The organism is Metabacillus herbersteinensis, assembly GCF_042433335.1.
Lineage (GTDB): Bacteria > Bacillota > Bacilli > Bacillales > Bacillaceae > Metabacillus > Metabacillus herbersteinensis.
The window spans coordinates 110,030-132,826 of record NZ_JBHLVO010000003.1; the positions used below are offsets into that span (position 1 = coordinate 110,030).

Annotated in this window: 23 protein-coding genes, 1 pseudogene and 1 riboswitch; of the genes and pseudogenes, 18 read left to right on the forward strand and 6 right to left on the reverse strand. The window is 37.9% G+C overall.

The genetic code is table 11. From position 1 onward, the window contains the following. The first annotated feature begins 29 nt into the window (after positions 1–29). The 7 genes from ACFFIX_RS05535 to ACFFIX_RS05565 all read left to right on the forward strand — a co-directional run bounded on the left by ACFFIX_RS05535 (position 30) and on the right by ACFFIX_RS05565 (position 7,530). On the forward strand, positions 30–893 hold the full coding sequence (locus tag ACFFIX_RS05535) for a DUF72 domain-containing protein (RefSeq protein WP_378931921.1): 864 nt from the start codon (positions 30–32) through the stop codon (positions 891–893). A 44-nt stretch (positions 894–937) separates the two neighbouring features. Then, positions 938–2,338, forward strand: a complete 1,401-nt coding sequence (locus tag ACFFIX_RS05540; RefSeq protein ID WP_378931407.1) for a bifunctional metallophosphatase/5'-nucleotidase — start codon at positions 938–940, stop codon at positions 2,336–2,338. Positions 2,339–2,403: 65 nt separating this feature from the next. Next, positions 2,404–2,706 carry a YunC family protein gene (locus tag ACFFIX_RS05545; protein ID WP_378931409.1) on the forward strand — a complete coding sequence of 101 codons (303 nt, stop codon included), beginning with the start codon at positions 2,404–2,406 and terminating at the stop codon, positions 2,704–2,706. Between the two features lie 95 nt (positions 2,707–2,801). Next, complete coding sequence (gene yunB / locus ACFFIX_RS05550; protein WP_378931411.1) at positions 2,802–3,551, forward strand: sporulation protein YunB; 750 nt, start codon at positions 2,802–2,804, stop codon at positions 3,549–3,551. 67 nt (positions 3,552–3,618) lie between these two features. After that, a riboswitch (Lysine riboswitch) is annotated at positions 3,619–3,800 on the forward strand. A 144-nt stretch (positions 3,801–3,944) separates the two neighbouring features. Next, entirely contained in the window at positions 3,945–5,504 is a 1,560-nt protein-coding gene (locus tag ACFFIX_RS05555) for a Na+/H+ antiporter NhaC family protein (protein WP_378931413.1), read from the forward strand. A 407-nt stretch (positions 5,505–5,911) separates the two neighbouring features. Then, positions 5,912–7,423, forward strand: coding sequence for a sodium-dependent transporter (locus ACFFIX_RS05560; protein ID WP_378931415.1), 1,512 nt, complete (start codon positions 5,912–5,914; stop codon positions 7,421–7,423). Then, entirely contained in the window at positions 7,423–7,530 is a 108-nt protein-coding gene (locus tag ACFFIX_RS05565) for a methionine/alanine import family NSS transporter small subunit (protein WP_378931417.1), read from the forward strand. The genes ACFFIX_RS05560 and ACFFIX_RS05565 overlap by 1 nt, the downstream gene beginning before the upstream one ends. Positions 7,531–7,556: 26 nt before the next feature. Here the strand turns inward: ACFFIX_RS05565 and ACFFIX_RS05570 are convergent, their stop codons facing one another. After that, complete coding sequence (locus tag ACFFIX_RS05570) at positions 7,557–8,531, reverse strand: M23 family metallopeptidase (RefSeq protein WP_378931923.1); 975 nt, start codon at positions 8,529–8,531, stop codon at positions 7,557–7,559. Positions 8,532–8,777: 246 nt separating this feature from the next. On the opposite strand from ACFFIX_RS05570, the gene lipA reads away from it, so the two are divergent. After that, positions 8,778–9,674 (forward strand): lipoyl synthase, encoded by an 897-nt coding sequence (gene lipA / locus ACFFIX_RS05575; RefSeq protein ID WP_378931419.1) that lies wholly within the window; start codon positions 8,778–8,780, stop codon positions 9,672–9,674. Between the two features lie 49 nt (positions 9,675–9,723). Here the strand turns inward: lipA and ACFFIX_RS05580 are convergent, their stop codons facing one another. Further along, positions 9,724–10,413: a YhcN/YlaJ family sporulation lipoprotein gene (locus ACFFIX_RS05580; RefSeq protein ID WP_378931421.1), complete on the reverse strand. Its 690-nt coding sequence runs from the start codon at positions 10,411–10,413 to the stop codon at positions 9,724–9,726. Between the two features lie 125 nt (positions 10,414–10,538). Between ACFFIX_RS05580 and ACFFIX_RS05585 the strand changes: the two genes are divergently transcribed. Continuing rightward, positions 10,539–10,814 carry a YutD family protein gene (locus tag ACFFIX_RS05585; protein WP_378931423.1) on the forward strand — a complete coding sequence of 92 codons (276 nt, stop codon included), beginning with the start codon at positions 10,539–10,541 and terminating at the stop codon, positions 10,812–10,814. Positions 10,815–10,868: 54 nt separating this feature from the next. Here the strand turns inward: ACFFIX_RS05585 and ACFFIX_RS05590 are convergent, their stop codons facing one another. Continuing rightward, positions 10,869–11,156, reverse strand: coding sequence for a cytosolic protein (locus ACFFIX_RS05590; protein WP_378931425.1), 288 nt, complete (start codon positions 11,154–11,156; stop codon positions 10,869–10,871). Positions 11,157–11,213: 57 nt separating this feature from the next. Further along, positions 11,214–11,480: a DUF3055 domain-containing protein gene (locus ACFFIX_RS05595; protein ID WP_378931427.1), complete on the reverse strand. Its 267-nt coding sequence runs from the start codon at positions 11,478–11,480 to the stop codon at positions 11,214–11,216. A gap of 248 nt (positions 11,481–11,728) precedes the next feature. Here ACFFIX_RS05595 and ACFFIX_RS05600 point away from each other — a divergent pair, with 248 nt between their 5' ends. The 3 genes from ACFFIX_RS05600 to nucF are packed head-to-tail and all read left to right on the forward strand — an operon-like array spanning position 11,729 to position 14,301. Further along, positions 11,729–13,036 (forward strand): EAL domain-containing protein, encoded by a 1,308-nt coding sequence (locus ACFFIX_RS05600; protein ID WP_378931429.1) that lies wholly within the window; start codon positions 11,729–11,731, stop codon positions 13,034–13,036. A 15-nt stretch (positions 13,037–13,051) separates the two neighbouring features. Then, positions 13,052–13,489 carry a DUF86 domain-containing protein gene (locus ACFFIX_RS05605; protein ID WP_378931431.1) on the forward strand — a complete coding sequence of 146 codons (438 nt, stop codon included), beginning with the start codon at positions 13,052–13,054 and terminating at the stop codon, positions 13,487–13,489. 41 nt (positions 13,490–13,530) lie between these two features. Beyond that, complete coding sequence (gene nucF, locus ACFFIX_RS05610; RefSeq protein ID WP_378931433.1) at positions 13,531–14,301, forward strand: 5' nucleotidase NucF; 771 nt, start codon at positions 13,531–13,533, stop codon at positions 14,299–14,301. A gap of 65 nt (positions 14,302–14,366) precedes the next feature. Here the strand turns inward: nucF and ACFFIX_RS05615 are convergent, their stop codons facing one another. Further along, positions 14,367–14,867, reverse strand: a complete 501-nt coding sequence (locus ACFFIX_RS05615; RefSeq protein ID WP_378931435.1) for a phosphatidylglycerophosphatase A family protein — start codon at positions 14,865–14,867, stop codon at positions 14,367–14,369. Between the two features lie 185 nt (positions 14,868–15,052). Here ACFFIX_RS05615 and yutH point away from each other — a divergent pair. The 6 genes and pseudogenes from yutH (at position 15,053) to ACFFIX_RS27965 (ending at position 22,207) form a co-directional block, all read left to right on the forward strand. Beyond that, positions 15,053–16,053, forward strand: a pseudogene (yutH, locus tag ACFFIX_RS05620) (spore coat putative kinase YutH). A gap of 453 nt (positions 16,054–16,506) precedes the next feature. Then, positions 16,507–17,805, forward strand: a complete 1,299-nt coding sequence (locus ACFFIX_RS05625; RefSeq protein WP_378931437.1) for a homoserine dehydrogenase — start codon at positions 16,507–16,509, stop codon at positions 17,803–17,805. Beyond that, complete coding sequence (thrC, locus tag ACFFIX_RS05630) at positions 17,805–18,863, forward strand: threonine synthase (RefSeq protein WP_378931925.1); 1,059 nt, start codon at positions 17,805–17,807, stop codon at positions 18,861–18,863. Before ACFFIX_RS05625 ends, thrC begins: the two co-directional genes overlap by 1 nt. Continuing rightward, positions 18,860–19,786: a homoserine kinase gene (gene thrB / locus ACFFIX_RS05635; protein WP_378931439.1), complete on the forward strand. Its 927-nt coding sequence runs from the start codon at positions 18,860–18,862 to the stop codon at positions 19,784–19,786. Before thrC ends, thrB begins: the two co-directional genes overlap by 4 nt. Before the next feature lie 426 nt (positions 19,787–20,212). Next, entirely contained in the window at positions 20,213–21,175 is a 963-nt protein-coding gene (locus tag ACFFIX_RS27960) for a TolB family protein (RefSeq protein ID WP_446686111.1), read from the forward strand. Positions 21,176–21,310: 135 nt separating this feature from the next. Then, positions 21,311–22,207 carry an alpha/beta hydrolase family protein gene (locus tag ACFFIX_RS27965; RefSeq protein WP_446686112.1) on the forward strand — a complete coding sequence of 299 codons (897 nt, stop codon included), beginning with the start codon at positions 21,311–21,313 and terminating at the stop codon, positions 22,205–22,207. A gap of 211 nt (positions 22,208–22,418) precedes the next feature. On the opposite strand, the gene ACFFIX_RS05645 is transcribed toward ACFFIX_RS27965, so the two are convergent. Next, positions 22,419–22,655 carry a NifU family protein gene (locus ACFFIX_RS05645; protein ID WP_378931441.1) on the reverse strand — a complete coding sequence of 79 codons (237 nt, stop codon included), beginning with the start codon at positions 22,653–22,655 and terminating at the stop codon, positions 22,419–22,421. Positions 22,656–22,797: the final 142 nt, after the last annotated feature.

Here is a 22,797-nt window from a genome sequence, read left to right on the forward strand (position 1 = left end):
AATGTAGATAGCAATGGGGGGGAAGACGCCTGAGCAAAATTCAAATTGGTCTAACTGGATGGGGAGATCATGATTCGCTCTACTCTTCTGGGACTTCACCTTCAAACAAATTAAAAGAATATGCTGGGCATTTCCCGGTAGTTGAAGTCGATTCGAGCTTTTACGCGATTCAGCCATTGAGAAATGCTGAAAAGTGGGTAAAGGATACACCAGCAACCTTTGAATTTATAGTGAAAGCCTACCAAGGGATGACAGGACATCAACGTGGTGACATTCCATTCCAAAGTAAAGAAGAGATGTTTGTAGCGTTTAACCAATCAATAATGCCTTATAAGGATGAGAATAAATTAGCTATGGTCTTATTTCAATTTCCACCTTGGTTTGATTGCAAAAAAGAGAACGTCGATTATCTTAAATGGTGTAAAGAACAAATGGAAGACAATCCTATCGCTTTAGAGTTTCGTCATCAATCATGGTTTAATTCTAACTTTTATGATAAAACCTTAACATTTATGGAAAGTGAAAATTGGATTCATAGTATTTGTGATGAACCGCAAGCTGGTTTAGGTTCAGTTCCTACTGTACTTCATCCTACAAACTCACAAAAAACACTAATTAGAATGCATGGCAGGAATGTTCACGGCTGGAAGAAGCCTGCAAGTGGAACTGACTGGAGAGAGGTTCGATATCTTTATCGTTACAATAAAGAAGAATTACTAGAATGGCAGGAGCATTGTAGTAAACTCGCAAAGAATACAGATTTACTCTATATGTTGTTTAATAACAACTCTGGTGGAGATGCAGCAGATAATGCAAAGCAAATGCTTCAACTATTTGGAATTAAATATGAAGGACTAGCTCCAAGACAGTTGGATTTTTTCAGTGACAGTTAAGAACTTGGTCTGACCCATTCAATATAAAAGGGAGAGAAACTTACGTGCTTGAGACCATTCATCTTTATCATACGAATGATTTGCACAGCCACTTCGAAAATTGGCCTCAAACTGCCCAGTTTATAAAAAAGAAAAGACAAGAACATGAGCAGAATGGGGAACAGATGATTCTTGTGGACATTGGCGATCATGCAGATCGATTTCACTTAATAACTGAAGCAACAAAAGGTCAAGCCAATGTAGATATGTTAAATGATCTTCAATATGATGCTGTGACAATTGGTAATAACGAAGGGATTACTTTTTCCCATGAAGACTTAGACGCTCTTTACAAAAGAGCTGACTTTCCGGTTGTTTTGTCAAATATTTATAATGAATTTAATGAACGTCCGGAGTGGGTAACACCGTATCATTTCATTCAACTGAAAAATGGCATGAAACTGTGTTTGCTAGGAGTAACGGTATTTTATGAAAAGTTTTATAAGCTGCTTGGTTGGAAGGTGACAGATCCTTTTCAAAGCTTAGTACATACGGTTAACCAAGTAAAAGATAAAGCAGACATTATTGTTTTACTGTCTCACCTTGGAATTAGTGACGATGAAATTATCGCTCAAGAATTCCTGGATATCCAACTTATTCTAGGTGGGCACACACATCATGTTTTAGAGAATGGAAAAGAAATCAACCAGACTTTATTGGCCGGTGCGGGAAAGTATGGGCAGTATGTAGGGCATGTAAAGTTGGACTTTCACGCTCAAGAAAAGTTATTGGTATCAAAAACGGCAATGCTTCATTCAATGGAACGTGAAGAAACCTGTAAGGAAACAGAGGTATGGCTAGCTACTCAATATCAAAAAAGTGAAGAGCTTTTATCAGAGCCTGTAGTTGTTCTACATGAAGATCTGTCACTTGATTGGTTTCAGGATTCAGCTTTTCCTTCCCTAATGGCTAGTGCGATCAGAGAGTGGTGTGAAGGCGAGGTTTCAATGGTAAACGCCGGAATGCTTCTAGAGCCTCTAAAAAGCGGAGTTGTAACAAAAAAGGACCTTCACCGCATCTGCCCACATCCTATTAATCCTTGCAAAGTTGAAATAAAAGGTGACGTGCTTCAAGAAGTTATCATCCAATCACGTGAAAAACGGATGGAAGCCCTCCAATTAAAAGGTCTTGGGTTCCGTGGGAAGGTCATGGGTAGAATGGTTTTTGATGGAATCGAAGTGAGTACTGTTACTCTTTCTGATGGCAAAGAGCATGTTAATAAGATTATTGTAAATGGAGAGCCCATAGATTTAGATCGGATCTACAGCGTCGCAACAGTTGATATGTTTACACTGGGTCCATTATATCCAGAGATAAGTCACGCAAAAAAGAAAACGTATTATATGCCTGAAATGTTACGTGATCTTTTAGCATGGAAATTAAGGAAAATACCCTATAATGAATAGGTATTTGTCCACACGATTTTCGCCTGCATTCATAATGTGATTATATGAAGGGAGTGTAGAAGATTATGGTGACAATGACCCCAATTATCATTGAAGATCAACAGTTTACCGCTATTACTGTAGCACTGCCGAAAACAAATTTTATGGCTGTCACAAATGACAAAGGTTACATTATGTGTGGTGCATTGGATGTTGGATTATTAAATGAAAAATTAAAAGATCGAGGTATCATCGCAGGAAGAGCAGTTGGCGTAAGAACAATTGAACAATTGCTTGACGCACCGTTAGAATCGGTCACATATGAAGCTGAAAAGTATGGAATTACAGTTGGAACCATTGGAAGAGACGCAATGTTAAAAATGGTGTAATTTCGGTTACTATAAAAAAATTTAAACTTAGAATTAAATTAAGAGCGTACATCCCTCCTTGCATGCATAAGTATAGCTTGTAAGGAGGGATTTGTTTGGCTAAATTTCGTGGACGTCCTCCAAAAAGAGGGCCCTTGCCTTTTCGATATGTGCTGTTACTTTCGTTGGTGATTTTTATATTTATGACTGTTGGGGGACTGTGGTATATAGAGGAGCAAATAGAACCCACTTTAATGAGTATTGCTGAACTTGAGGCTACATCTATTGCTACACTTATTATTCAAGAAGCAGTAGAAGGAGAGCTTTTTACAGACGAAGAAGCTGCAAGCTTATATATTGAGGATAAAGACAATGATGGTAATATTAATTCCACTAGATATAACACAAGAGTAGTAAATAAAGCTCTAAGAAGGGTAACAGACAATATTACAAAAAAGTTAGAAGAAGTAGAAATGGGCAACTTTAATACTTCAGATCCAGGAGAACCGAAAAAGGATATAAAAGAAAACTCAGGAATTATCTATGATATACCTTTAGGAAGAGCAACTGGTAATGCTCTGTTAAGTACATTAGGGCCGAAAATACCTATTCGCTTTTATCTAATCGGTGACGTCCATACTGATCCAAAATACAAAATTACAGAGTATGGAATAAATAATGCTATATATGAAATCTCAATTTACACAGAAGTAACAGTTCAAATCATATTACCTTTCGCAACAGAGCGAGCAACAATTCATAACACTATTCCTGTAATTAAAGATAATATAAGAGGGGATGTTCCTCTCTACTTTAATGAAAGTAACGATAGTTCACCATCGATCCAACTACCAGAAAAACCCTAGTTGATGGAAGAATAAAACTTTGATATAATTTCTTAATATAATTTGATCGTACTACCACCTTATCTCTAGATGAGGTAGAGGAGCGGGAAATATGAGTATCTTATGTGAGGATGACAACTGTGATCATAAGAAAAAGGATTTTTCGCCGAAGTAAATGGAGAATGTCGGAGCTCCGTTTGCTGGTATTGCACTGAATAAGGGTAATACTGTCATTATAGATACTATCTATGGTGGAGCGCTACTGATCGGGATGGAGGATAACATAACATTACATCTTATAGGGGGAGTAATGATAGTTATTTTCTATCATACTCTTTTTTATTTTGCGTTTTTTTTCAATGTTTTTATCCACTCGCGAAGTAGTGCCCTCAAAAAAATCTTAGGAGGTTTCTCATGGAAGGCACTCTTTTTTCTATAATTCCCCCCATTATTGCAATTTTGATGGTTATTTTAACGAGAAGAGTTTTATTGTCTCTTGGCGTTGGAATTTTATCAGCAGCACTTCTGTTAACTAATTTTTCAGGTGAAAACACATTTTGGACAATTTTTGGTGCGTTTAAGGCCATCTTTATTTCAGATGGTGCACTCAATACATGGAATGTTTATATCCTGCTATTCTTAATTATTTTAGGCATTGTAACGGCACTCATTTCAATTTCTGGAGGCAGCCGAGCTTTTGGGCAATGGGCTGAGAAACGTGTAAAAACACGTGCAGGCGCACAATTCACAGCGGCATTACTTGGAGTCTTAATTTTTATCGATGATTATTTTAATGCCCTGGCAGTAGGTCAAGTTAGTCGTCCAATCACAGATCGTCAACGCGTATCACGTGCCAAATTAGCGTATATTATTGATTCAACATCAGCTCCAGTTTGTGTGATTTCTCCAATTTCAAGCTGGGGAGCGTATATTATCGCAATGATTGGTACAATTTTAGCTACACATGGTGTAACAGAGTACACACCATTATCGGCGTTTGTGGCAATGATACCAATGAATTATTATGTGTTAGCAGCACTGTTGCTCGTGTTCGCAACAGCATACTTTAATATTAACCTAGGCAGTATGAAGGTTCATGAAGAGCGTGCTATTAAAACGGGTGAGGTAGTCGATCCTTCAAAGGAGCCTCTAGGTGATGTAAAAGAAGATCTCCCTACAAGTGACAAAGGGACAGTTGCTAACCTTGTGTGGCCAATTGTGTCACTGATTGTGGGAACAGTCGGTGCATTTTTGTGGACAGGCTACACTGCAATTGAAGTAGGAGCAGCTGTAGACATTTTCGCTATTTTTGAAAATACTGATGTGTCTGCGTCTCTATTATACGGTGGTTTGTTCGGATTAGCTGTAACCTTCATTTTATACTTTAGCAAGGGTATTAGTGCTAGCTACTTGCCTAAAGGAATTTTGGAAGGTATAAAATCAATGCTTCCTGCGATTTATATATTAATGCTTGCATGGGTAATTGTTGATCTAATTGGTCAACTAGAAACAGGGGAATATTTAGCTAGTCTGGTTGAAAGATCAAACTTAAATGTTGCATTTTTACCAGTTATTTTATTTTTGTTAGGTTCTGCAATGGCATTTGCAACAGGTACATCTTGGGGAACTTTCGGGATCATGCTTCCAATCGCGGGAGAAATAACAGCTGCAACGGATATAAATTTGTTATTACCTGCAATGGCCGCAGTTCTTGCAGGAGCTGTTCTAGGTGATCATTGTTCACCAATTTCAGATACAACCATCCTTTCCTCTACAGGGGCAGGAAGTCATCATATTGACCACGTGATGACACAGCTGCCTTATGCGTTAGTCGGTGGTGGAATTGGTGCAATTGGATACTTGATTTTAGGGTTAACTGGGAGTGCAATTTTAGGGTTTATTGCCGTGATTCTAATTTTAGGGGCATTTGTATTTTTTTATGTAAGCAGAAACAATAAATTGATCAGGAACTAAGAAACAGAGGCAATGCTGCCTTTGTTTTTTTCTTTTTTTTTAAAATAAATAGTTACAATTTATTCACTCTCTATTTAAAAAACTAGGTACAATAATCGATATAAGAGGAGTGAGGAAAGAGAAAAGATGTTGAAAAACGTCTCTATAATATTATCCTTCATTACCATGTTAACGTTTTAAAGTGTGTGAGATTATATGTAAAACCTTATTTTACCAGCGTGATACCAACTATGGTGTCATTTTTTTGTTCTTTAAATAACATTTTAATATAGTATTATTTTTAATTTTATTTTGACATAGGCATTATGTCCGTATATACTATGTATAGATTTGAATAGTCAGAAGATTAGCTAATTTCCAATTGTTCTCATTTTTAAAAAGAGAGAATAAGAAAGGGGTAGAAAGATATGGAAAATCGTCCGCAGTGGGGTACAAGGGCAGGCTTTATTTTAGCGGCTGTTGGCTCCGCAGTAGGTTTAGGTAATATTTGGAGGTTCCCAGCAACAGCATATGAAAATGGAGGAGGAGCATTTTTCTTACCGTATTTATTTGCTTTATTGACTGCTGGTATTCCTCTTCTAATCATGGAATTTACGATAGGTCATAAGTATCGTGGATCAGCACCTACATCATACGGCCGACTAGGTCAAGGAAAATCATGGATTGGTTGGTGGCAAGTAACCATTGCATTTGTTATTTCTACTTATTATGCAGTCATTATCGCTTGGGCAATGTCTTACTCAGTCTTTTCATTTAGTCTAGCATGGGGTGATGACCCAGAAGGTTTCTTGTATGGGGAACATTTAAAGCTAGCTGAAACCCCAGGAGATTTCGGAAGTTTAGTACCAGGTGTATTAATTCCGTTAATCATTGTATGGGTTGTGACTTTAGGAGTCTTATTTGCAGGAGTTAAAAAGGGAATTGAAATCGCCAACAAAATTTTTATTCCAACATTAGTTGTTATTTTCACGATTATTTGTATTAGAGCACTTACCTTAGATGGCGCTTTATTAGGATTAGAGGCATTCTTTAAACCGGATTGGAGTAAGATCCTTGATGGCTCTGTATGGGTAGCAGCTTACGGACAAATCTTTTTTAGTTTATCAATTGCTTTTGTTATTATGGTTACTTATTCTAGTTATCTACCAAAAAAATCAGATATTACAAACAATGCCTTTATTACAGGTTTTGGTAACTCTGCCTTTGAAGTTTTAGCAGGTATTGGTGTATTTAGTGTTCTAGGATTCATGGCTAAGCAGCAAGGTGTTCCGGTCGAAGAAGTAGTATCTGCAGGTGTAGGATTAGCATTTGTTGTTTTCCCGCAAATCATTAACGAATTCCCTGCATTTAATGAATTATTCGGCTTCTTATTCTTTGGATCACTTATCTTAGCAGGCTTAACTTCACTTATTTCAATAGTTGAAACATTTGTTGCTGGAGTTCAAGAGAAATTCGGCATTTCAAGAACAAAATCAATTATTTTTGGTGGCGGACTTTCAGCAATTTTATCTTTAATCTTTGCTACACAAGGTGGACTATATTTCCTTGACTCAGTAGACTATTTTATCAACACATTTGGTGTTACGTTAGCTGGTTTTGTATCAGTTCTAGCTGTTGCATGGTTTGCAAAGGAACTGAAGAACCTTCAAGCTCATGCTAACGGATTATCAGATATTCAACTAGGTGCGTGGTGGAGAATTTGTTTAGGTGTTATTACACCGGTCGTACTAGGCTACATGATGTTTGATAACTTAAGAACAAACTTAACTAGTGAGTATGGTGAGTATCCAAGAGAATTCCTATTCAATTGGGGTTGGACCATTGCATTCGGTGCACTTTTCGTTGGAATCCTATTCTCGATGAAGCGTTCGAAAACTGACGTAGTATCCTCAACTTCTACTGGCAAGGGGGTCTCATAATGAGTGGTGGAGCAATTACAATGATGATTGTTGGTATTGTTATCATCTGGGGAGGCTTAGCTGCTAGCATTGCAAATGCAGTAGTTAAGGCAAAAGCAAATAAATAAAGAAGGCCGGCGAATTTATTCGCCGGTTATTTTTTTCTGTTCTTCTGTCGATCTGCACGTTCCCATGATTTCAAGTGTGGATATGAATCAAAGGACCATTCTGTTCGTCCGTTGTCTTTATAGAGTCCATAATGCAAATGTGGTGGGAACTTCCCTGCAGTTCCAGGAGGACCATATCCTGAGCTTCCGACAGAGCCGATGATTTGTCCAGGTTCAACAATCTGTCCTGCTTGCAGGCCATCTGCAAAACCATTAAGATGGGCGAAGTAGTGATACATGTTGTCGAGATCTCGTATGCCAACTCTCCAGCCTCCGAATCGATTCCAGCCCTTCATCTCTATAACACCATAGCAAGTCGAGCGAACTGGCACACCATAACTAGCAAAAATATCAGTACCTTCATGAATTCTACGCCCACCCCAGCCTCGAGCGTCACCCCATGTGTTTTTATAACTGAAATTTGATCTAAGTGGTACTGGGAAGGCATGGTCATCTAAATTTAATCGGTCATAGTTTTTATATAACTTCATATGACCCATAATGATCCCGACCGTTTTATCTCGTTGATAAAAGTCCCACAAACCAATTTTTATATTGTCAACATCAGCTCCGTAAGACATCAGGTAGTTAGCAAACGTAAATAAGATATCCTCGTCATCTTTTTGGTTTGCGAGACCATCGCCATTACCATCTACTCCAATACCTCCAAACAAACCGATACTCAGAGGATTGTTATCATTAAGATTTGGATTCAATGGACCTGCCCACACTTCAGGCTTTACATAAATTTCAATTAACCCATCTGCTTTTGGTATATCTTTTCTTGAATGACGTACATTTCTCTCATATTGATCAACAGCTGCTAAAACATACCAAGGAATATTTGTAACAGTTTCGACCTTTTTGTACAAGCTCATCCGCTGTTGATATTCTTCATTTTTGTCCAGCTCAGCTCCAAATGTATCCTGAGCCGCCGTATTCAATATCAGGGAAAAGATCATAATGATAAATACTTTTCGCACGTTAATGAGCTCCTTTCAACCATGTTCATATTTATAGTTTGGTGTAAGCTCAGCATTTCATTAATAGCAAATCTTAGAAATTGATAAAATCCTTTTCCTTGTCCGACATCTTCTCGTATGTTAAAGTGAAAAATGATATAAATACTATGTCGAAGCTTTTTTATAGGAAGCTTTGGATTTCGATAAATCTAATGAACCTTAAGATTATTACTGGAGTTGAATCAAATGGCAAAAAAAGAAGAACATTTACGCAAGCCTGATTGGCTAAAAATAAAACTGAATACAAATGAAAATTACACTGGCTTAAAAAAATTAATGCGTGAAAAGAATCTTCATACTGTTTGCGAAGAAGCTAAATGTCCGAATATTCACGAGTGTTGGGCAGTACGTAGAACGGCAACATTCATGATTCTTGGTGACACTTGTACGCGTGCGTGTAGATTTTGTGCTGTTAAAACTGGTCTACCTACAGAGCTTGACTTGCAAGAACCAGAGAGAGTTGCTGATTCCGTTGCGTTAATGAATTTAAAGCATGCTGTCATTACAGCGGTTGCAAGGGATGATCAGAAGGATGGCGGAGCGGCAATATTCGCTGAAACCGTTCGTGCAATTCGTCGTAAAAGCCCGTTTACATCCATAGAAGTGTTACCATCCGATATGGGCGGTATAGAGGAAAACCTAAAAACATTAATGGATGCTAAACCAGATATACTTAATCACAACATTGAGACAACTCGCCGCTTAACACCAAGAGTTCGTGCGCGTGCAACATACGAGCGTTCTCTAGAGTTCCTTCGTCGTGCAAAAGAAATGCAGCCAGAGATTCCAACAAAATCAAGTCTTATGATCGGCTTGGGTGAGACAAAAGAAGAAATTGTTGAAACGATGGACGATCTACGTGCAAACAATGTAGACATTATGACAATTGGACAGTATTTACAACCGTCTAAAAAACATTTAAAGGTTCAGAAATATTACCATCCAGATGAATTTGCAGAGTTACGAGAAATTGCAATGTCTAAAGGCTTTAATCACTGTGAAGCTGGCCCATTAGTACGTTCATCTTATCATGCTGATGAACAAGTTAATGCTGCAGCTAAACAACGTCAAGCACAAGCTTAATACAACAAGAGAAGGTTTGATGCCTTCTCTTGTTTTTATGGTGAAAATTTTACTTTTTATCTTCCTTGTTGTAACGTGTTTTTTCATATTGATCTTTCATATCTTGGTCTAGCTCTTCATTCATTTCACCATACCCTTCACCGTTTGCATTTTCCCCTGTATTTAATTTTCTACCTTGTGGAGACTTAAGCATGTCTTTGATTGTTGTGTTAATGATTTCATCAATGTCTCGACTGTTTGAATCCAAACGGCTATAAGATTCGATTTGTGAAATCATTGTCTGATCATCACTTACATAAACGTGGTAATATCTAGGGATAACAGAGATAGCCGTTTTCTTAACCATATCTGCCATTGCATCTTTATTTTCTGCATCTGTTTCATAAGCAACCAAAACTTCTTCATCTGTTACTAACGTCGCTATATCATTAACATTTGGTAGTTGTACACATAAGCTGCTAATCATGTTTGCAGCTTGTTCGCGGTCAATTGCCGGTGTACGTGTAAAGGCAACATCACGAGCGACCCCGCTTTTTTGGTGTCTCACATACCCAAAGTTAGCTGTTTGTTTATCATTACCATTACTTAAGCCATCATCATTGTATAAATCTGTTCGATCCTGTACATTAATCGTATTTCCGCTTTCTTCTAACATGTCCTTTTCACCAGTAGCCCCTTGTTGACAGGCGGTTAGTAGTGATAAACCAAGAACGCTAGCTGCAAGTGTAACCTTTTTCAAGTAGAAGCACCCCCTCACACTTTAGGGTTGCCAAATACGCTTGAAACTTTCTTAGTAATTGATGGAGAAGGCACAATCGATTATGATAGTATATATAGTTTAAGAATTAGATGAGGTGATTCATCGTGATATGCATTCAAAATCAATGTTTTGAAGTAATAAAAGAGGAAAAAGAAGGCTTTAACGAAGAGGCATTTAAAGCAAGATATACTGATATTCTTAATAAATATGATTTTATTGTAGGAGATTGGGGATATAACCAACTACGGTTACGTGGTTTTTTTGACGATCAAAACCAAAAAGCAACCTACGATACAAAAATCAGTACGTTGGATGAATATATTTATGAATATTGCAATTTTGGTTGCGCATACTTTGTTTTGAAGAAAATTAAAAAATAGTAAATAAACGGCATGGGTGGGTTTCCATTGCCGTTTTTTGTTGCTTTGGATCGATTATTTACTCGTATAAGGTGGTTCTTCATTTTTATTAGGATCGTCATGGGTTGGGTGTGCACCTGGATCCTGTCTTGGAAGGTTTTGATGCAACGATTTAAATTCGTAATTGAAGGCGCTGTAATAGCGTTGGCCTTCCTTCCAAGGCGTCCCTTTGTTTTGGACTGGTTCGGTTTCTCCACCGGGTGCACCGTAAGGTCCTTCAGGTGTGATTTCTGGTGCAAGGAAATTTCTCATTGCTTCAACATTTGAAAAATCTGTGTACGTTTCTTTTTCTTTATCGTCCATCTTGAACCACCTGCTTTTTTTAAGTTTATTGTTTTGTTTTAGCAGGAGATGTATTCATTAAACAAGCTGGTATAAAAAGTCACGTAATTCTTCTGCATCTTCCTCATTTAATTTAAACGCATATTCAAGATACCCAGGCTCTTTTAAATCATCCTCACCAATAATTGCAAAGCGACTGCTCTGAATATCAAGTACAATCTGTTTTCCGAAGTATCGATCGGTTTGCATAATTGCTAAATCGAAGCGCTGGTTTTCACCCATGAAGCTAACGAATCGAGCCTTTGTATCAACCATGTCATCGTATAAAAAAAATTGTTCTGTCATCCGTCTCTCTCCTTCAATTCTTAGTAAGTCCATCATATCAAACGCAGTCCTTCTTAAAAAGAAGAATTGAAATCTTCGGGCTTAGAGAAAGAAATCATCCACTTATTCTGTCTCATATTTAGATCAAGTAGTTTGCGCATTTATGTAATTGTAAAGACTTTGATAATTTTCCAAGAAAAAAGTCGAAAAACCACTAATTATGATAAAATGAGTAAGCATACAAGTAGGTAGCTAGAAGGGTTGAGAACATGAACAGTGGATTACTGGAAAAATATTGTAAAAGAATAAAAAAGTGGAGTAAGCTTTTTTTACCACAGCAAAATTTGCGATACTACCCACCTAAATTTGTCCTACGTGATCCGGTGTTAGAAGGAGTCTACGCGGCTGTGTCGAGTGGTCTGCAAGTGGCAGTCATTGTGGTGAATGTGTCTAACCTTCGTGAGCTATCATTGCAACTAGAACGAAACCAATTGGAAGAATATAAGCGAGAACTAAAAAAAGGGTTCAAAAAAGTTTTTGAGCAAACTACATACAGTAAAGACTTATTAGTGGTGCATGACTATTACAGTGATGGATTGACATTGTTTGTTAAAATAAATGATGATAAACAAAGTGTTGTTCATATTGAAAACCTACTTAGAATTTTTATGCACAAGCTTGAAAAGTGGATGTTGCTGAAATATCCACATTTCGACCTTTCATTTGAAATAGGGTATATGTTCATTGAGAAAGAACATTATACAACCCAAGAAGCGATATACAATGCACAACAACAAGCAGTAGCGATGGCTGAAAAGCGAATACAATCACGATACATAGAAATGCTTTTAGAGATAAGAGATATCATTCAAAAGCGCGATATCTCACTTTTGGCACAGCCGATCATTGATTTAGCGACTAAACAAATAAAGGCATGGGAAGTCTTAACGAGAGGTCCAAAAAACACATCATTAGAAAGTCCACTACAGCTCTTTTCAGTAGCGCGTCAAGCTAATTTAATTTATGACTTGGAGCTGCTTGTACTAGAGAAAGCGTTTCAGTTAATTATGAAGGTAGGGTGTTGTGAGGAAATCTTCATTAATTTTACACCGATCACCCTTGGAAATAAAAGGTTTATTCCTGCATTAGAGAAGCTTTTAAAACGCTATGAGGAGATTGATCCTAAAAAGTTAATCTTAGAAGTAACTGAGCGTGATTCAATAGAAGGACTCAGATTTTTTCATGAAAATATAAAAGAACTACGAAGAAAAGGATTCAGAATTGCCGTGGATGACACAGGCGCGGGCTACGCTAGTCTTCATACCATTAGTGAAATAATGCCAGATATTATAAAAATTGATCGATCCGTTATTCAGGATATTGATACAAATAGTGTAAAAGAATCGATGTTAAAAGGATTAATTTTAATCGCGAAAGAAACCGGGTCTCTTGTTGTGGCTGAGGGCATTGAGAAAGAAGCGGAAGCAGAGGTACTCTCGCGAAATCAAGTTGACCTTGCACAAGGTTATTACTATGCAAGACCTGGAACGCTTGAAAAAGAACGTGTCGCGTTTTAAAGAGGAGTGAAAGACATGTATTTCGTAGATCGTAAAAAAATTGAGGCTACACTTGTTTATATCGATGAGCAGATTCGCATTTTTGAAAGTCAAATGAGCTGGGAAGCTGACCTAGAACGTAAAGCGCTCGAGCGAATTTCTCATCTAATCATTGAGGGCATTCTTGATGTTGGAAACGCAATGATTGACGGGTTTATTATGAGAGACCCTGGTAGCTACGAAGATATAATTGATATTTTACTGGATGAAAAAGTCATCCATCAAGCTGATGCAGACGGATTCAAAAACTTGATCTCACTTAGAAAATCGCTTGTTCAAGAATACTTAACAATCAATCATCGTGAGCTTGAAAAAACCTATCAAGATCATCTACCTTCTCTTCAGGCATTCTCAGGAAACATTCGTGAGTATTTAAACAATGAGCTCGGGCCTGTTTCTGCATTTAAGCCTTGATAGCTGTGTTAGCTAAATTGTGAATAAAAAGAGTGAATTCTTTGAAAAAGTATAAAGGATACTTAATTGACCTAGATGGAACGATGTATAGAGGGAAAGAAAGAATTGAAGAGGCAAGCAAGTTTGTTTCTATTTTAAATAATAAAAACATCCCTTATCTGTTTGTCACAAATAACTCTTCACGAACTCCTAAGCAAGTAGCGGAAAAATTAGTGAAGTTTGATATAACTGCAACTGAAGACCAAGTCTTCACAACAAGCCAAGCTACAGCTAACTTCATTTATGAACGTAATTCAATCTCCGCGGTTTATGTAATAGGCGAGGAAGGGATTCAACAAGCAATAAAAGAAAAAGGTCATCAAGTAATCGATGAAAATCCAGAATTCGTGGTTATTGGGATTGATCGTGAAATCACCTATGAAAAGCTAGCAAAGGCTTGCATCGCCGTTCGAAATGGAGCGACATTGATCTCAACAAATGGAGACATTGCGATCCCTACAGAACGTGGACTTTTACCGGGAAATGGTTCTTTAACCTCCGTGATCACAGTTTCCACAACCGTTCAACCAATTTTTATTGGAAAGCCTGAAAGTATTATTATGGATCAAGCTCTAAAAATGTTAGGCACAAATCGCGAAGAGACCTTAATGGTGGGAGATAATTATGATACAGACATCAAAGCAGGATTGAACGCAGGTTTGGATACATTGCTAGTTCATACAGGTGTTACGTTAAAAGAGCACTTGATAAGGTATACTGAGCAACCTTCTTTTGCGGTGAACTCTTTAGCTGATTGGTATGAATATATTTAATAAAACGACGCTGCTGACAATTTGCCAGGAGCGTCTGTTTTCATCTTCTTTAAAAAGACTTGCATTTACTCAACATTTCTAGCCCGATGCGCAAGTCTACTAGACGCAGCAGCTGCAATTGCCCCGACAATATCATCTAAAAACGTATGACACTTTCCTGAAGATTTATCATTAAGGTATTTTAAAATGCCTGGTTTTAATTTATCAATGTATCCGTAATTCGTGAACCCGATTGATCCGTAAATGTTTACGATGGAAAAGGCAAGAATTTCATCCACTCCATATAAGCTCTCATCTGTTTCGATAATGGACTGAAGTGGCTCCTCTAACTGTTTTTTCTCAGCCATGATGTCAAATTGAATGCCAGTTAAAATGGCATTTTGTACTTCTCGTTTTGTAAGAACTCTGTCTACATTTTCTAAACAGTCTTCCATTTGTAAATTAGGATGATATTTTTCCTGTAAAAAGTAAACAAGATCAGCGATATCATGTAGTGTAACTCCACGATCCACCATCCATTGTCTAGCCGTTTTTTCTACGATGTCCATTTTTGTATTTTCCTTCATCTAATCACCCAATCTCTTTTTACTAAAATATACGCTAACCAATAAAAGAATGTGTAAATGACATGAAATAACTCTTATACCTATTATCTTCTACAAAAAGTGTTTAACTCCCTGCACCATTTCATTCATAAATCGTGAAATATTGCTTAGGATAGAATAACAGCATTTTAATTGGGGGATAAACGATGAAGAAATTATTGAATGAAGAGTATGGTGTAAAGGCACATGACTTTTTTCAAGTTGGAGCATATAATGCGTTTCGTGTTCATCAAACTCTTTTCCTCATTGTACCAGTTTCTCATTTTGAAGAAGAAGAGCTTTATGAATTTTATCAAATGAGTCAGTTTTTGCTTGAAAGAGGAGAGCCTTATTTAGCTAGCGTGGTATTAACTAAAAAAATGGACTCTTTTGTGAAGAAGATAATATGAAATACATTCTATTTAAATGTTCTCAATATGATACGTACAGAAACACACAGCCTGGAAAAGAACTTGCAAGATTTCATCAAAAAGCACGAAGTTTTCCATATCAAGTTTCAAAAACAAAGCGTATTGGGCAATGGAGGTATTTATGGGAAAAGCGACTAGATCAACTTGAGGGGTTTTGGCGAGGAAAAGTGTATGCTCATCCCCTGGATCCTTTTGAAAAAATGTTCATCGAATCTTTTCCGTATTACTTAGGACTGGCAGAGAACGGGATTCAATACTTAGTGGACACGGAATTAGATGACGATCCCCAGCCTATTGATGCAGGGACGATCTGTCATCAACGTTACAACTTAAATACATGGCGTTCGGATATTTGTATTAAGCTACCAACAGACTGGGTGTTCGATCATGCAAGTAGAGACATTGCAGAGTATTTAAGGCATCTGTATTTTGAAAATCAAACAGAATTGCGTAATCAAGGATTTTTGTTTCTTGAAGACTATGATCGCACAACACCACTGTCACCATTTTCATGGCGGCTAATTTACAGCCGTTTGTTGTTCCCTATTCATTACTTTGAATGCATTGAAGATTACTATCTTTCAGCTGAAACCGAAAAACCAATTTATGAAGTGAAGCTAAGAAATATGCTACACGACACAGGAAAGTATGAATCTTTTTTAACAGGGTATTCCAGTATGCTGTCGATGCGAACGAAAAAAGCCTATTTGCCGACGGTGCATTGGTTGGGATCTTGAGGAAAAGGTGCGACTTTAATTTGTTGCACCTTTTGTTGGTGACCGCGAGCTCCTTGATTTAGCTGAAAACTTATTGGTGGTAGCCAACTGTCCTGTTCTATGCAACAAACAAGGCAAGCAATTCAAAGACTTTGTAGCAAAAATAGTGTAGCTTTACAAAAAATAAAGAACCGAAAACAACAGTTAATAAAGCTTAAAAAATGGAAAATACGTATTAAGGGAATGACACTTCTGTGCTGTTCTCTTTTTTATTTTTGAGTTATAAGTATTAAGTTCGCGGAATTTTAAAAAAGTAAGTGTAGGAATACCAGTGTAGTAAGCGATTACATAATGAAATACTGAAAATTCACCCTTGTAAATCATTTTCTATCACCTTATAATGACAGATATAGAAAATGTCTATTACATAAAAACACATGTATTTTTGTAGAGGACATAAAGGAGTGGAATCGAATGAGAGCAATTCACGTTGGGTTACTAGGACTAGGTACGGTCGGAAGCGGCGTTATAAAAATTATAGAAGATCATCAAGATAATCTTATGCATCAGGTTGGATGTCCAATTAAAGTCAAAAAGATTCTTGTCCAAGATACGGAAAAGCATAGACAAATTTATGTGGATAAAGCGCTTTTAACGACTGATGTTAACGAAGTCATCCAAGATCCAGAGATTGATGTAGTAATCGAGGTAATGGGTGGTGTGGAAGAGACTCGTATTCACCTCTTAAATGCTCTTAAAGCGAAGAAGCATATTGTGACTGCCAACAAAGATCTAATGGCTGTATATGGCTCAGAGCTCCTCTCAGTGGCAACGGAAAATGGCTGCGATCTTTTTTATGAAGCAAGTGTTGCGGGAGGCATTCCAATTTTACGCAGTTTAGTAGACGGCTTGGCTTCAGACCGAATCACGAAAATGATGGGGATCGTGAATGGAACAACGAATTTTATTTTAACAAAGATGAGTAAATATGGTAGTGCATATAAAGAAGTGCTTAAAGAGGCACAAGATTTAGGGTATGCAGAAGCAGATCCAACAGCAGATGTAGAAGGCTTAGATGCGGCAAGAAAAATGGCGATTCTGGCTAGATTAGGATTTTCAATGAATGTAGATTTAGAAGACGTCAATGTTAAGGGGATATCTCAGGTTACTGATGATGATATCAGCTACAGCAAGCGTCTGGGGTACACAATGAAATTGATCGGTATCGCTCAGAGTGAACACGGGAAAGTAGAGGTTTCTGTAGAGCCAACATTGTTACCTGATTACCATCCATTAGCGTCTGTAAATAATGAATATAATGCAGTGTATGTCTACGGTGAAGCTGTCGGTGAAACAATGTTTTACGGCCCAGGAGCAGGGAGCTTGCCTACTGCAACAGCAGTAGTTTCAGATTTAGTAGCTGTTATGAAAAATATGAGACTCGAGGTAAACGGCAGAAGCGCATTTGCTCCTCAATATGAAAAGCAACTAAAAAGCGCGCAGGACATTTATGCCCAACATTTCCTGAGAATTCATGTACAAGACCAGGTTGGTGCATTTGCAAAAATTACCTCTTTGTTTTCAGACAAAGGAGTGAGCTTCGAAAAAATCCTTCAGCTGCCTTTAAAAAATAGTAACCTAGCTGAAATTGTTATCGTTACACACAAAGCATCAAATCATGACTTTGAAGAAATTTTACAAAAACTTCATGATTTAGAAGTTGTTAGTGAACTAAAAAGCACATATCGCGTAGAAGGGAACGGAGCCCAATGATTTGGAAAGGACTTTTACATCAATATAAAGACTGTTTACCAATCTCTGATAAAACGCCTATGCTGTCTCTTCATGAAGGGAATACACCTCTCATTTACCTATCAAAGCTTTCTGAAAAGCTGCAGATTGAATTGTATGTAAAAACAGAGGGTACAAATCCTACGGGTTCCTTTAAAGACCGTGGGATGGTTATGGCGGTTGCAAAAGCAAAGGAAGCAGGCAGTGACACTGTCATTTGCGCATCTACTGGAAACACGTCAGCTGCAGCTGCAGCTTATGCTGCAAGAGCTAACATGAAATGTATCATCATTATACCTGACGGGAAGATTGCGTTTGGAAAGCTAGCACAAGCAGTCATGTATGGTGCTGATATTTATGCGATTCAAGGGAACTTTGATCAAGCGCTAACCATGGTGCGAAGCATTAGCGAGAAATTACCGATTACTCTTGTCAACTCGGTAAATCCTTACCGTATCGAGGGACAAAAAACAGCTGCTTTTGAGGTGTGTGAGCAGCTTGGTAAAGCGCCTGATATTCTTGCCATTCCCGTAGGAAACGCAGGTAACATCACTGCCTATTGGAAAGGATTTCAAGAGTACAATGACCATCATGGAACAGGCTTGCTACGAATGTTCGGATATCAAGCAGAAGGATCGGCAGCAATCGTAAGAGGTGTTCCGATTGAAAACCCTGAAACAGTGGCAACAGCGATTCGAATCGGAAATCCTGCAAGCTGGGAAAAAGCAGTTGCAGCCAAGGAACAGTCGAATGGAAAGATAGATGAAGTGACGGATCAAGAAATCTTAGCCGCTTACCAATTAATTGCAAGGGAAGAAGGGGTGTTTGCTGAACCTGCATCCTGCGCTTCAATAGCAGGCATTATTAAACACCGTAAACTAGGCTTGATCAAAGAAGGAGCAACAGTAGTTGCCGTACTAACAGGAAACGGTTTAAAGGATCCGAATATTGCCATTGATGTTTCAGAGATCAAACCTCTTGTTCTACCAAATGATGAAAAAGCAGTTTTAGAGCAACTAAAAGGGGTCGCTGCTTTATGAATGAAGGGGACATGTTAAGAATCAAGGTTCCGGGCAGTACAGCAAACTTAGGACCTGGTTTTGATTCAATTGGGTTAGCGCTCGGAAAATACTTAACACTAGAGGTTACGCTCGCAGAGGAATTGGAATTTTTTCCGATGGATGAGCATATGAAAGATGTTCCTAGTGGTGCAGATAATTTGATTGCACAGGTTGCAATTCAAGTTGCAAAGGACTATGGTACTAACCTGCCACCTTGTCAAATAAAGGTGTGGAGTGAGATACCGATGGCAAGAGGAATCGGAAGTAGTGCATCCGCAATCGTTGCAGGTATTGAACTAGCCAACCACTTATGTAGTTTAGAGCTTGAGAACAATGAAAAATTGAGAATTGCTAGCTTACTAGAAGGACATCCAGACAATGTGGGTGCCTCTGTCTACGGTGGATTAGTTATTGGTCTGCATCAAAAGAATGGAACGGAACTTGTATTAATTAATGAATTGGATTTTGACATAGTCATTGTGATTCCCCCATATGAGGTGTTAACAAGTGATGCACGAGCTGTTTTGCCCCATACTTTGGACTATAAAGTTGCAGTTGAAGCCAGTGCAGTAAGCAATATGCTCGTTGCTGCGTTATTAACAAAAAATTGGACGCTTGCTGGAAAGATGATGAAGAGTGATTTGCTTCATCAACCATACCGTGAAGAATTAATTCCCGAAATCAAGGATGTACAGCAAAAAGCAACTGAATTTGGTGCCTGGGGCAGTGCCTTAAGCGGAGCGGGTCCAACCCTCATTTGTTTCACTGGAAATGGGAAGGGACGTTTGCTTGAAAAACAGTTAAGGAATGAGTTTCCTGATAGCGAAGTTGAGAGTGTTGCGATTGACTTCGGAGGGTGCGTAGTGGAAAAACTGAAAACTAAAAATAGGCAGATTTTGTAGAATAGACGATTGTGGTCTATTCTATTTTTTTTGGATGAAGTAGTCAGATTAAAGATGATAGGAAAATATGTAAATATTGAGCAGGATGACTAAATTGGTTGATAGAAATGATGAACCGGGTGATAGAACTGTTACTTTGGTTGATAGAATCAATAATTAGGTTGATAGAACTTGGTACAGTAGTTCCTTCACTGTCTAATAAAGCTTATTCTAAGAAAAACAGCTGAAAATTAGTCGCAGAACTGCTAATTAACCCTGACCTATAGGATAATTTAGGTAGTTTTTTAAAAAAAGCCACATTCCACGATATTAAAGTTATCAAAATCAACTAAAGTTTTCAAAAATCCCTAATAATTAAAAGGGAAAATATTTTGAATGTCGAAATATTCGAGTATCGATATTATTATAAAGGGGAGATAATACCACTTGGAAACAACAACTCAAAAACGAGGAATGACGTCAGCTGATTTGTACGCATTAAAATCTGTGACAGATCCTCAAATATCACCCGATGGAACGAAAGTGATTTACGTACAAACATCGATTAACAACGAAACAGATAAGTATGATTCGCATTTATACATATATGATTTTGAGCAAAAAAAACATTCGCAATGGACCTATGGGGAGGGGCGGAACCATTCACCAAGGTGGTCACCAGATGGAAAGTCAATCGCATTTTTATCAAATAGAGATAAAGAAACTCAAGCCTACCTTATTTCAACAAATGGGGGTGAGCCGCGACAATTAACAAAATGTAAGTCTGGAATCTCTTCCATTGAGTGGTGCCCTTTTAGTAAAAGAATTTTGTTTTCGGTTTCCTTGAAGCCAGGTGAACTAATCGTAAATAAGCAAGTTTCGAATGAAAAGGATGATGAGCTAGAGCCAATCGTTGTGGAAGGTTTAAGATATAAATTGAATGGAGTCGGATTCTTTAAAGATAAAAGAAAGCAACTTGCTTTTATTGATATTAATACGGGTGTGGTCGAGCAGTTAACATCAGACAAATCGGATTACCTGAATGCAATTTGGTCACCGGATGGGTCTTCCATTGCCTTTTCAGCCGGTATGGGAGATGACCGTGATGAAAAACTATCGTCAGATGTATTCATCATGTCACTATCTGACCGCCAATCAAAGAAACTCACAAATTCGAATGGAATGTTCGGAAGCATAAGCTGGTCTCCTGACGGACAATATCTCGCTTTTAAAGGTCATGAAAAAGAATTTGACAGTGCAACGCAGTCAAAGATCTGGCTTTATCACTTGAAAGACAATTTTTTACAATGTTTAACAAATGGACTGGATGTACACTTTCAAGACGTGGCTGTAACCGATTCAGTCTTCAATTCACCAAATCCAGAAATTCTTTGGACAGAAGATAGCTAAGGATATTACACAATTGCCAGTGACCAAGGTAGTACAGTCATCTATTATGGTTCCATTCATGGAGAGCTTTTTCCAGTCCGATCTGAAAATGAACATATTTATGGACTAACGATTGATGCGAAAAACCACACTGGAGTGCTGGGAATAACTACTCCTACAAAACCTAATGAGCTCTATTACCATGATTTTAAAACAGGAGAAAGTCATCTTCTTACGGCAGTTCATGAAGAATTACTAAACCGTGTTCAATTATCTGAACCTGAAATCCTTTCATTTCAAGCAAAAGATGGACGAGAGTTACAAGGCTGGTTAATGAAACCTGTCGGCTATAAAGATGGAGAAAAGGTTCCGCTAATCTTAGAGATTCATGGTGGTCCACATATGATGTATGCCAACACGTACGTCCATGAATTTCAAACACTTGCTGAAAAGGGATTTGCTGTTTTGTACATAAATCCTCGTGGTAGTCATGGATATGGTCAACAGTTTGTTGATCTTGTTCGTGGGCATTATGGTGAAGGTGATTTTGATGATGTGATGAGCGCAGTGGATTATATTTGTGAAAATTACTCTTTCATCGACGTAGAAAGAATTGGTGTCACTGGTGGAAGCTACGGTGGCTTTATGACGAATTGGATTGTCGGACATACAAACCGTTTTAAAGCAGCAGTTACACAGAGGTCAATTAGTAATTGGGTCAGCTTTTACGGTGTGAGCGATATTGAATATTATTTTACGGAGTGGGAAGTTGGTGGAGACCTTATGTCAGATCCAGAAAAGCTCTGGCATCATTCACCACTTAAGTACGTAAAAAATGTCGAGACACCTCTACTGATTTTACATGGAGAAAAAGACTACCGCTGTCCGATTGAGCAAGCTGAACAGTTGTATACGGCTTTAAAACGCTTAAAGAAAGAGGTAGCATTCATTCGCTACCCGAAAGCGGATCATGATTTATCTCGTAATGGAAATCCAAAACAACGGATAAAACGTTTAGATGCGATTGCCGAATGGTTTGTAAAACATGTTTAAGCAACGTAAAAGGGGCTGACAAAGGTCAGCCCCCTACTAATATAATTAGAATTTATATAATTCTAATACTAAGTTAGCATTTCTGAATCCAGCTCCAGCGCCTAGGCCCTCGAGGTCATAAGTCAATTATAAATTGAAGGCAAAGGAACGCCTTCTATTTATAATCGTCTTATGCATGTCGGGTCTGAACAAGGCGCTTGCGCTTTTTTTCTTAAAATACTTGCTCTACTTCAACAACACCAGGTACTTCTTCAAGTAATGCACGTTCAATACCCGCTTTTAGTGTAATTGTTGAGCTTGGGCAGCTGCCACAAGCACCAAGTAGGCGAAGTTTTACAATGCCGTCTTCGATATCAACTAATTCGCAGTCCCCGCCATCACGTAATAAGAATGGGCGGAGTTTATCTAGTACTTCCTGAACTTGCTCTGTCATTTCTACTTCAGTCATGTAAATCGACTCCTTCCTTTGTATCTATATTATATGTGAATTTCAATGAAAAATCTAATCCTTAGTTTGTGTAACAATTATATTTTAACATATTGTGAGAAGAAGGAAAGTGAATTGTTCTAAAAATCACTCACCATGGAAA

Coding starts and splice junctions, on each gene's coding strand:
- ACFFIX_RS05645 (WP_378931441.1), bottom strand. CDS start 22,655: ATGACTGAAGTAGAAATGACAGAGCAAGTTCAGGAAGTACTAGATAAA.
- ACFFIX_RS05570 (WP_378931923.1), bottom strand. CDS start 8,531: ATGATCTTTTCCCTGATATTGAATACGGCGGCTCAGGATACATTTGGA.
- ACFFIX_RS05605 (WP_378931431.1), top strand. CDS start 13,052: ATGTATTTCGTAGATCGTAAAAAAATTGAGGCTACACTTGTTTATATC.
- ACFFIX_RS05560 (WP_378931415.1), top strand. CDS start 5,912: ATGGAAAATCGTCCGCAGTGGGGTACAAGGGCAGGCTTTATTTTAGCG.
- ACFFIX_RS05555 (WP_378931413.1), top strand. CDS start 3,945: ATGGAAGGCACTCTTTTTTCTATAATTCCCCCCATTATTGCAATTTTG.
- ACFFIX_RS05615 (WP_378931435.1), bottom strand. CDS start 14,867: ATGAAGGAAAATACAAAAATGGACATCGTAGAAAAAACGGCTAGACAA.
- lipA (WP_378931419.1), top strand. CDS start 8,778: ATGGCAAAAAAAGAAGAACATTTACGCAAGCCTGATTGGCTAAAAATA.
- ACFFIX_RS05595 (WP_378931427.1), bottom strand. CDS start 11,480: ATGACAGAACAATTTTTTTTATACGATGACATGGTTGATACAAAGGCT.
- ACFFIX_RS05545 (WP_378931409.1), top strand. CDS start 2,404: ATGGTGACAATGACCCCAATTATCATTGAAGATCAACAGTTTACCGCT.
- ACFFIX_RS05625 (WP_378931437.1), top strand. CDS start 16,507: ATGAGAGCAATTCACGTTGGGTTACTAGGACTAGGTACGGTCGGAAGC.
- ACFFIX_RS05565 (WP_378931417.1), top strand. CDS start 7,423: ATGAGTGGTGGAGCAATTACAATGATGATTGTTGGTATTGTTATCATC.
- ACFFIX_RS05600 (WP_378931429.1), top strand. CDS start 11,729: ATGAACAGTGGATTACTGGAAAAATATTGTAAAAGAATAAAAAAGTGG.
- thrB (WP_378931439.1), top strand. CDS start 18,860: ATGAATGAAGGGGACATGTTAAGAATCAAGGTTCCGGGCAGTACAGCA.
- ACFFIX_RS05590 (WP_378931425.1), bottom strand. CDS start 11,156: ATGGACGATAAAGAAAAAGAAACGTACACAGATTTTTCAAATGTTGAA.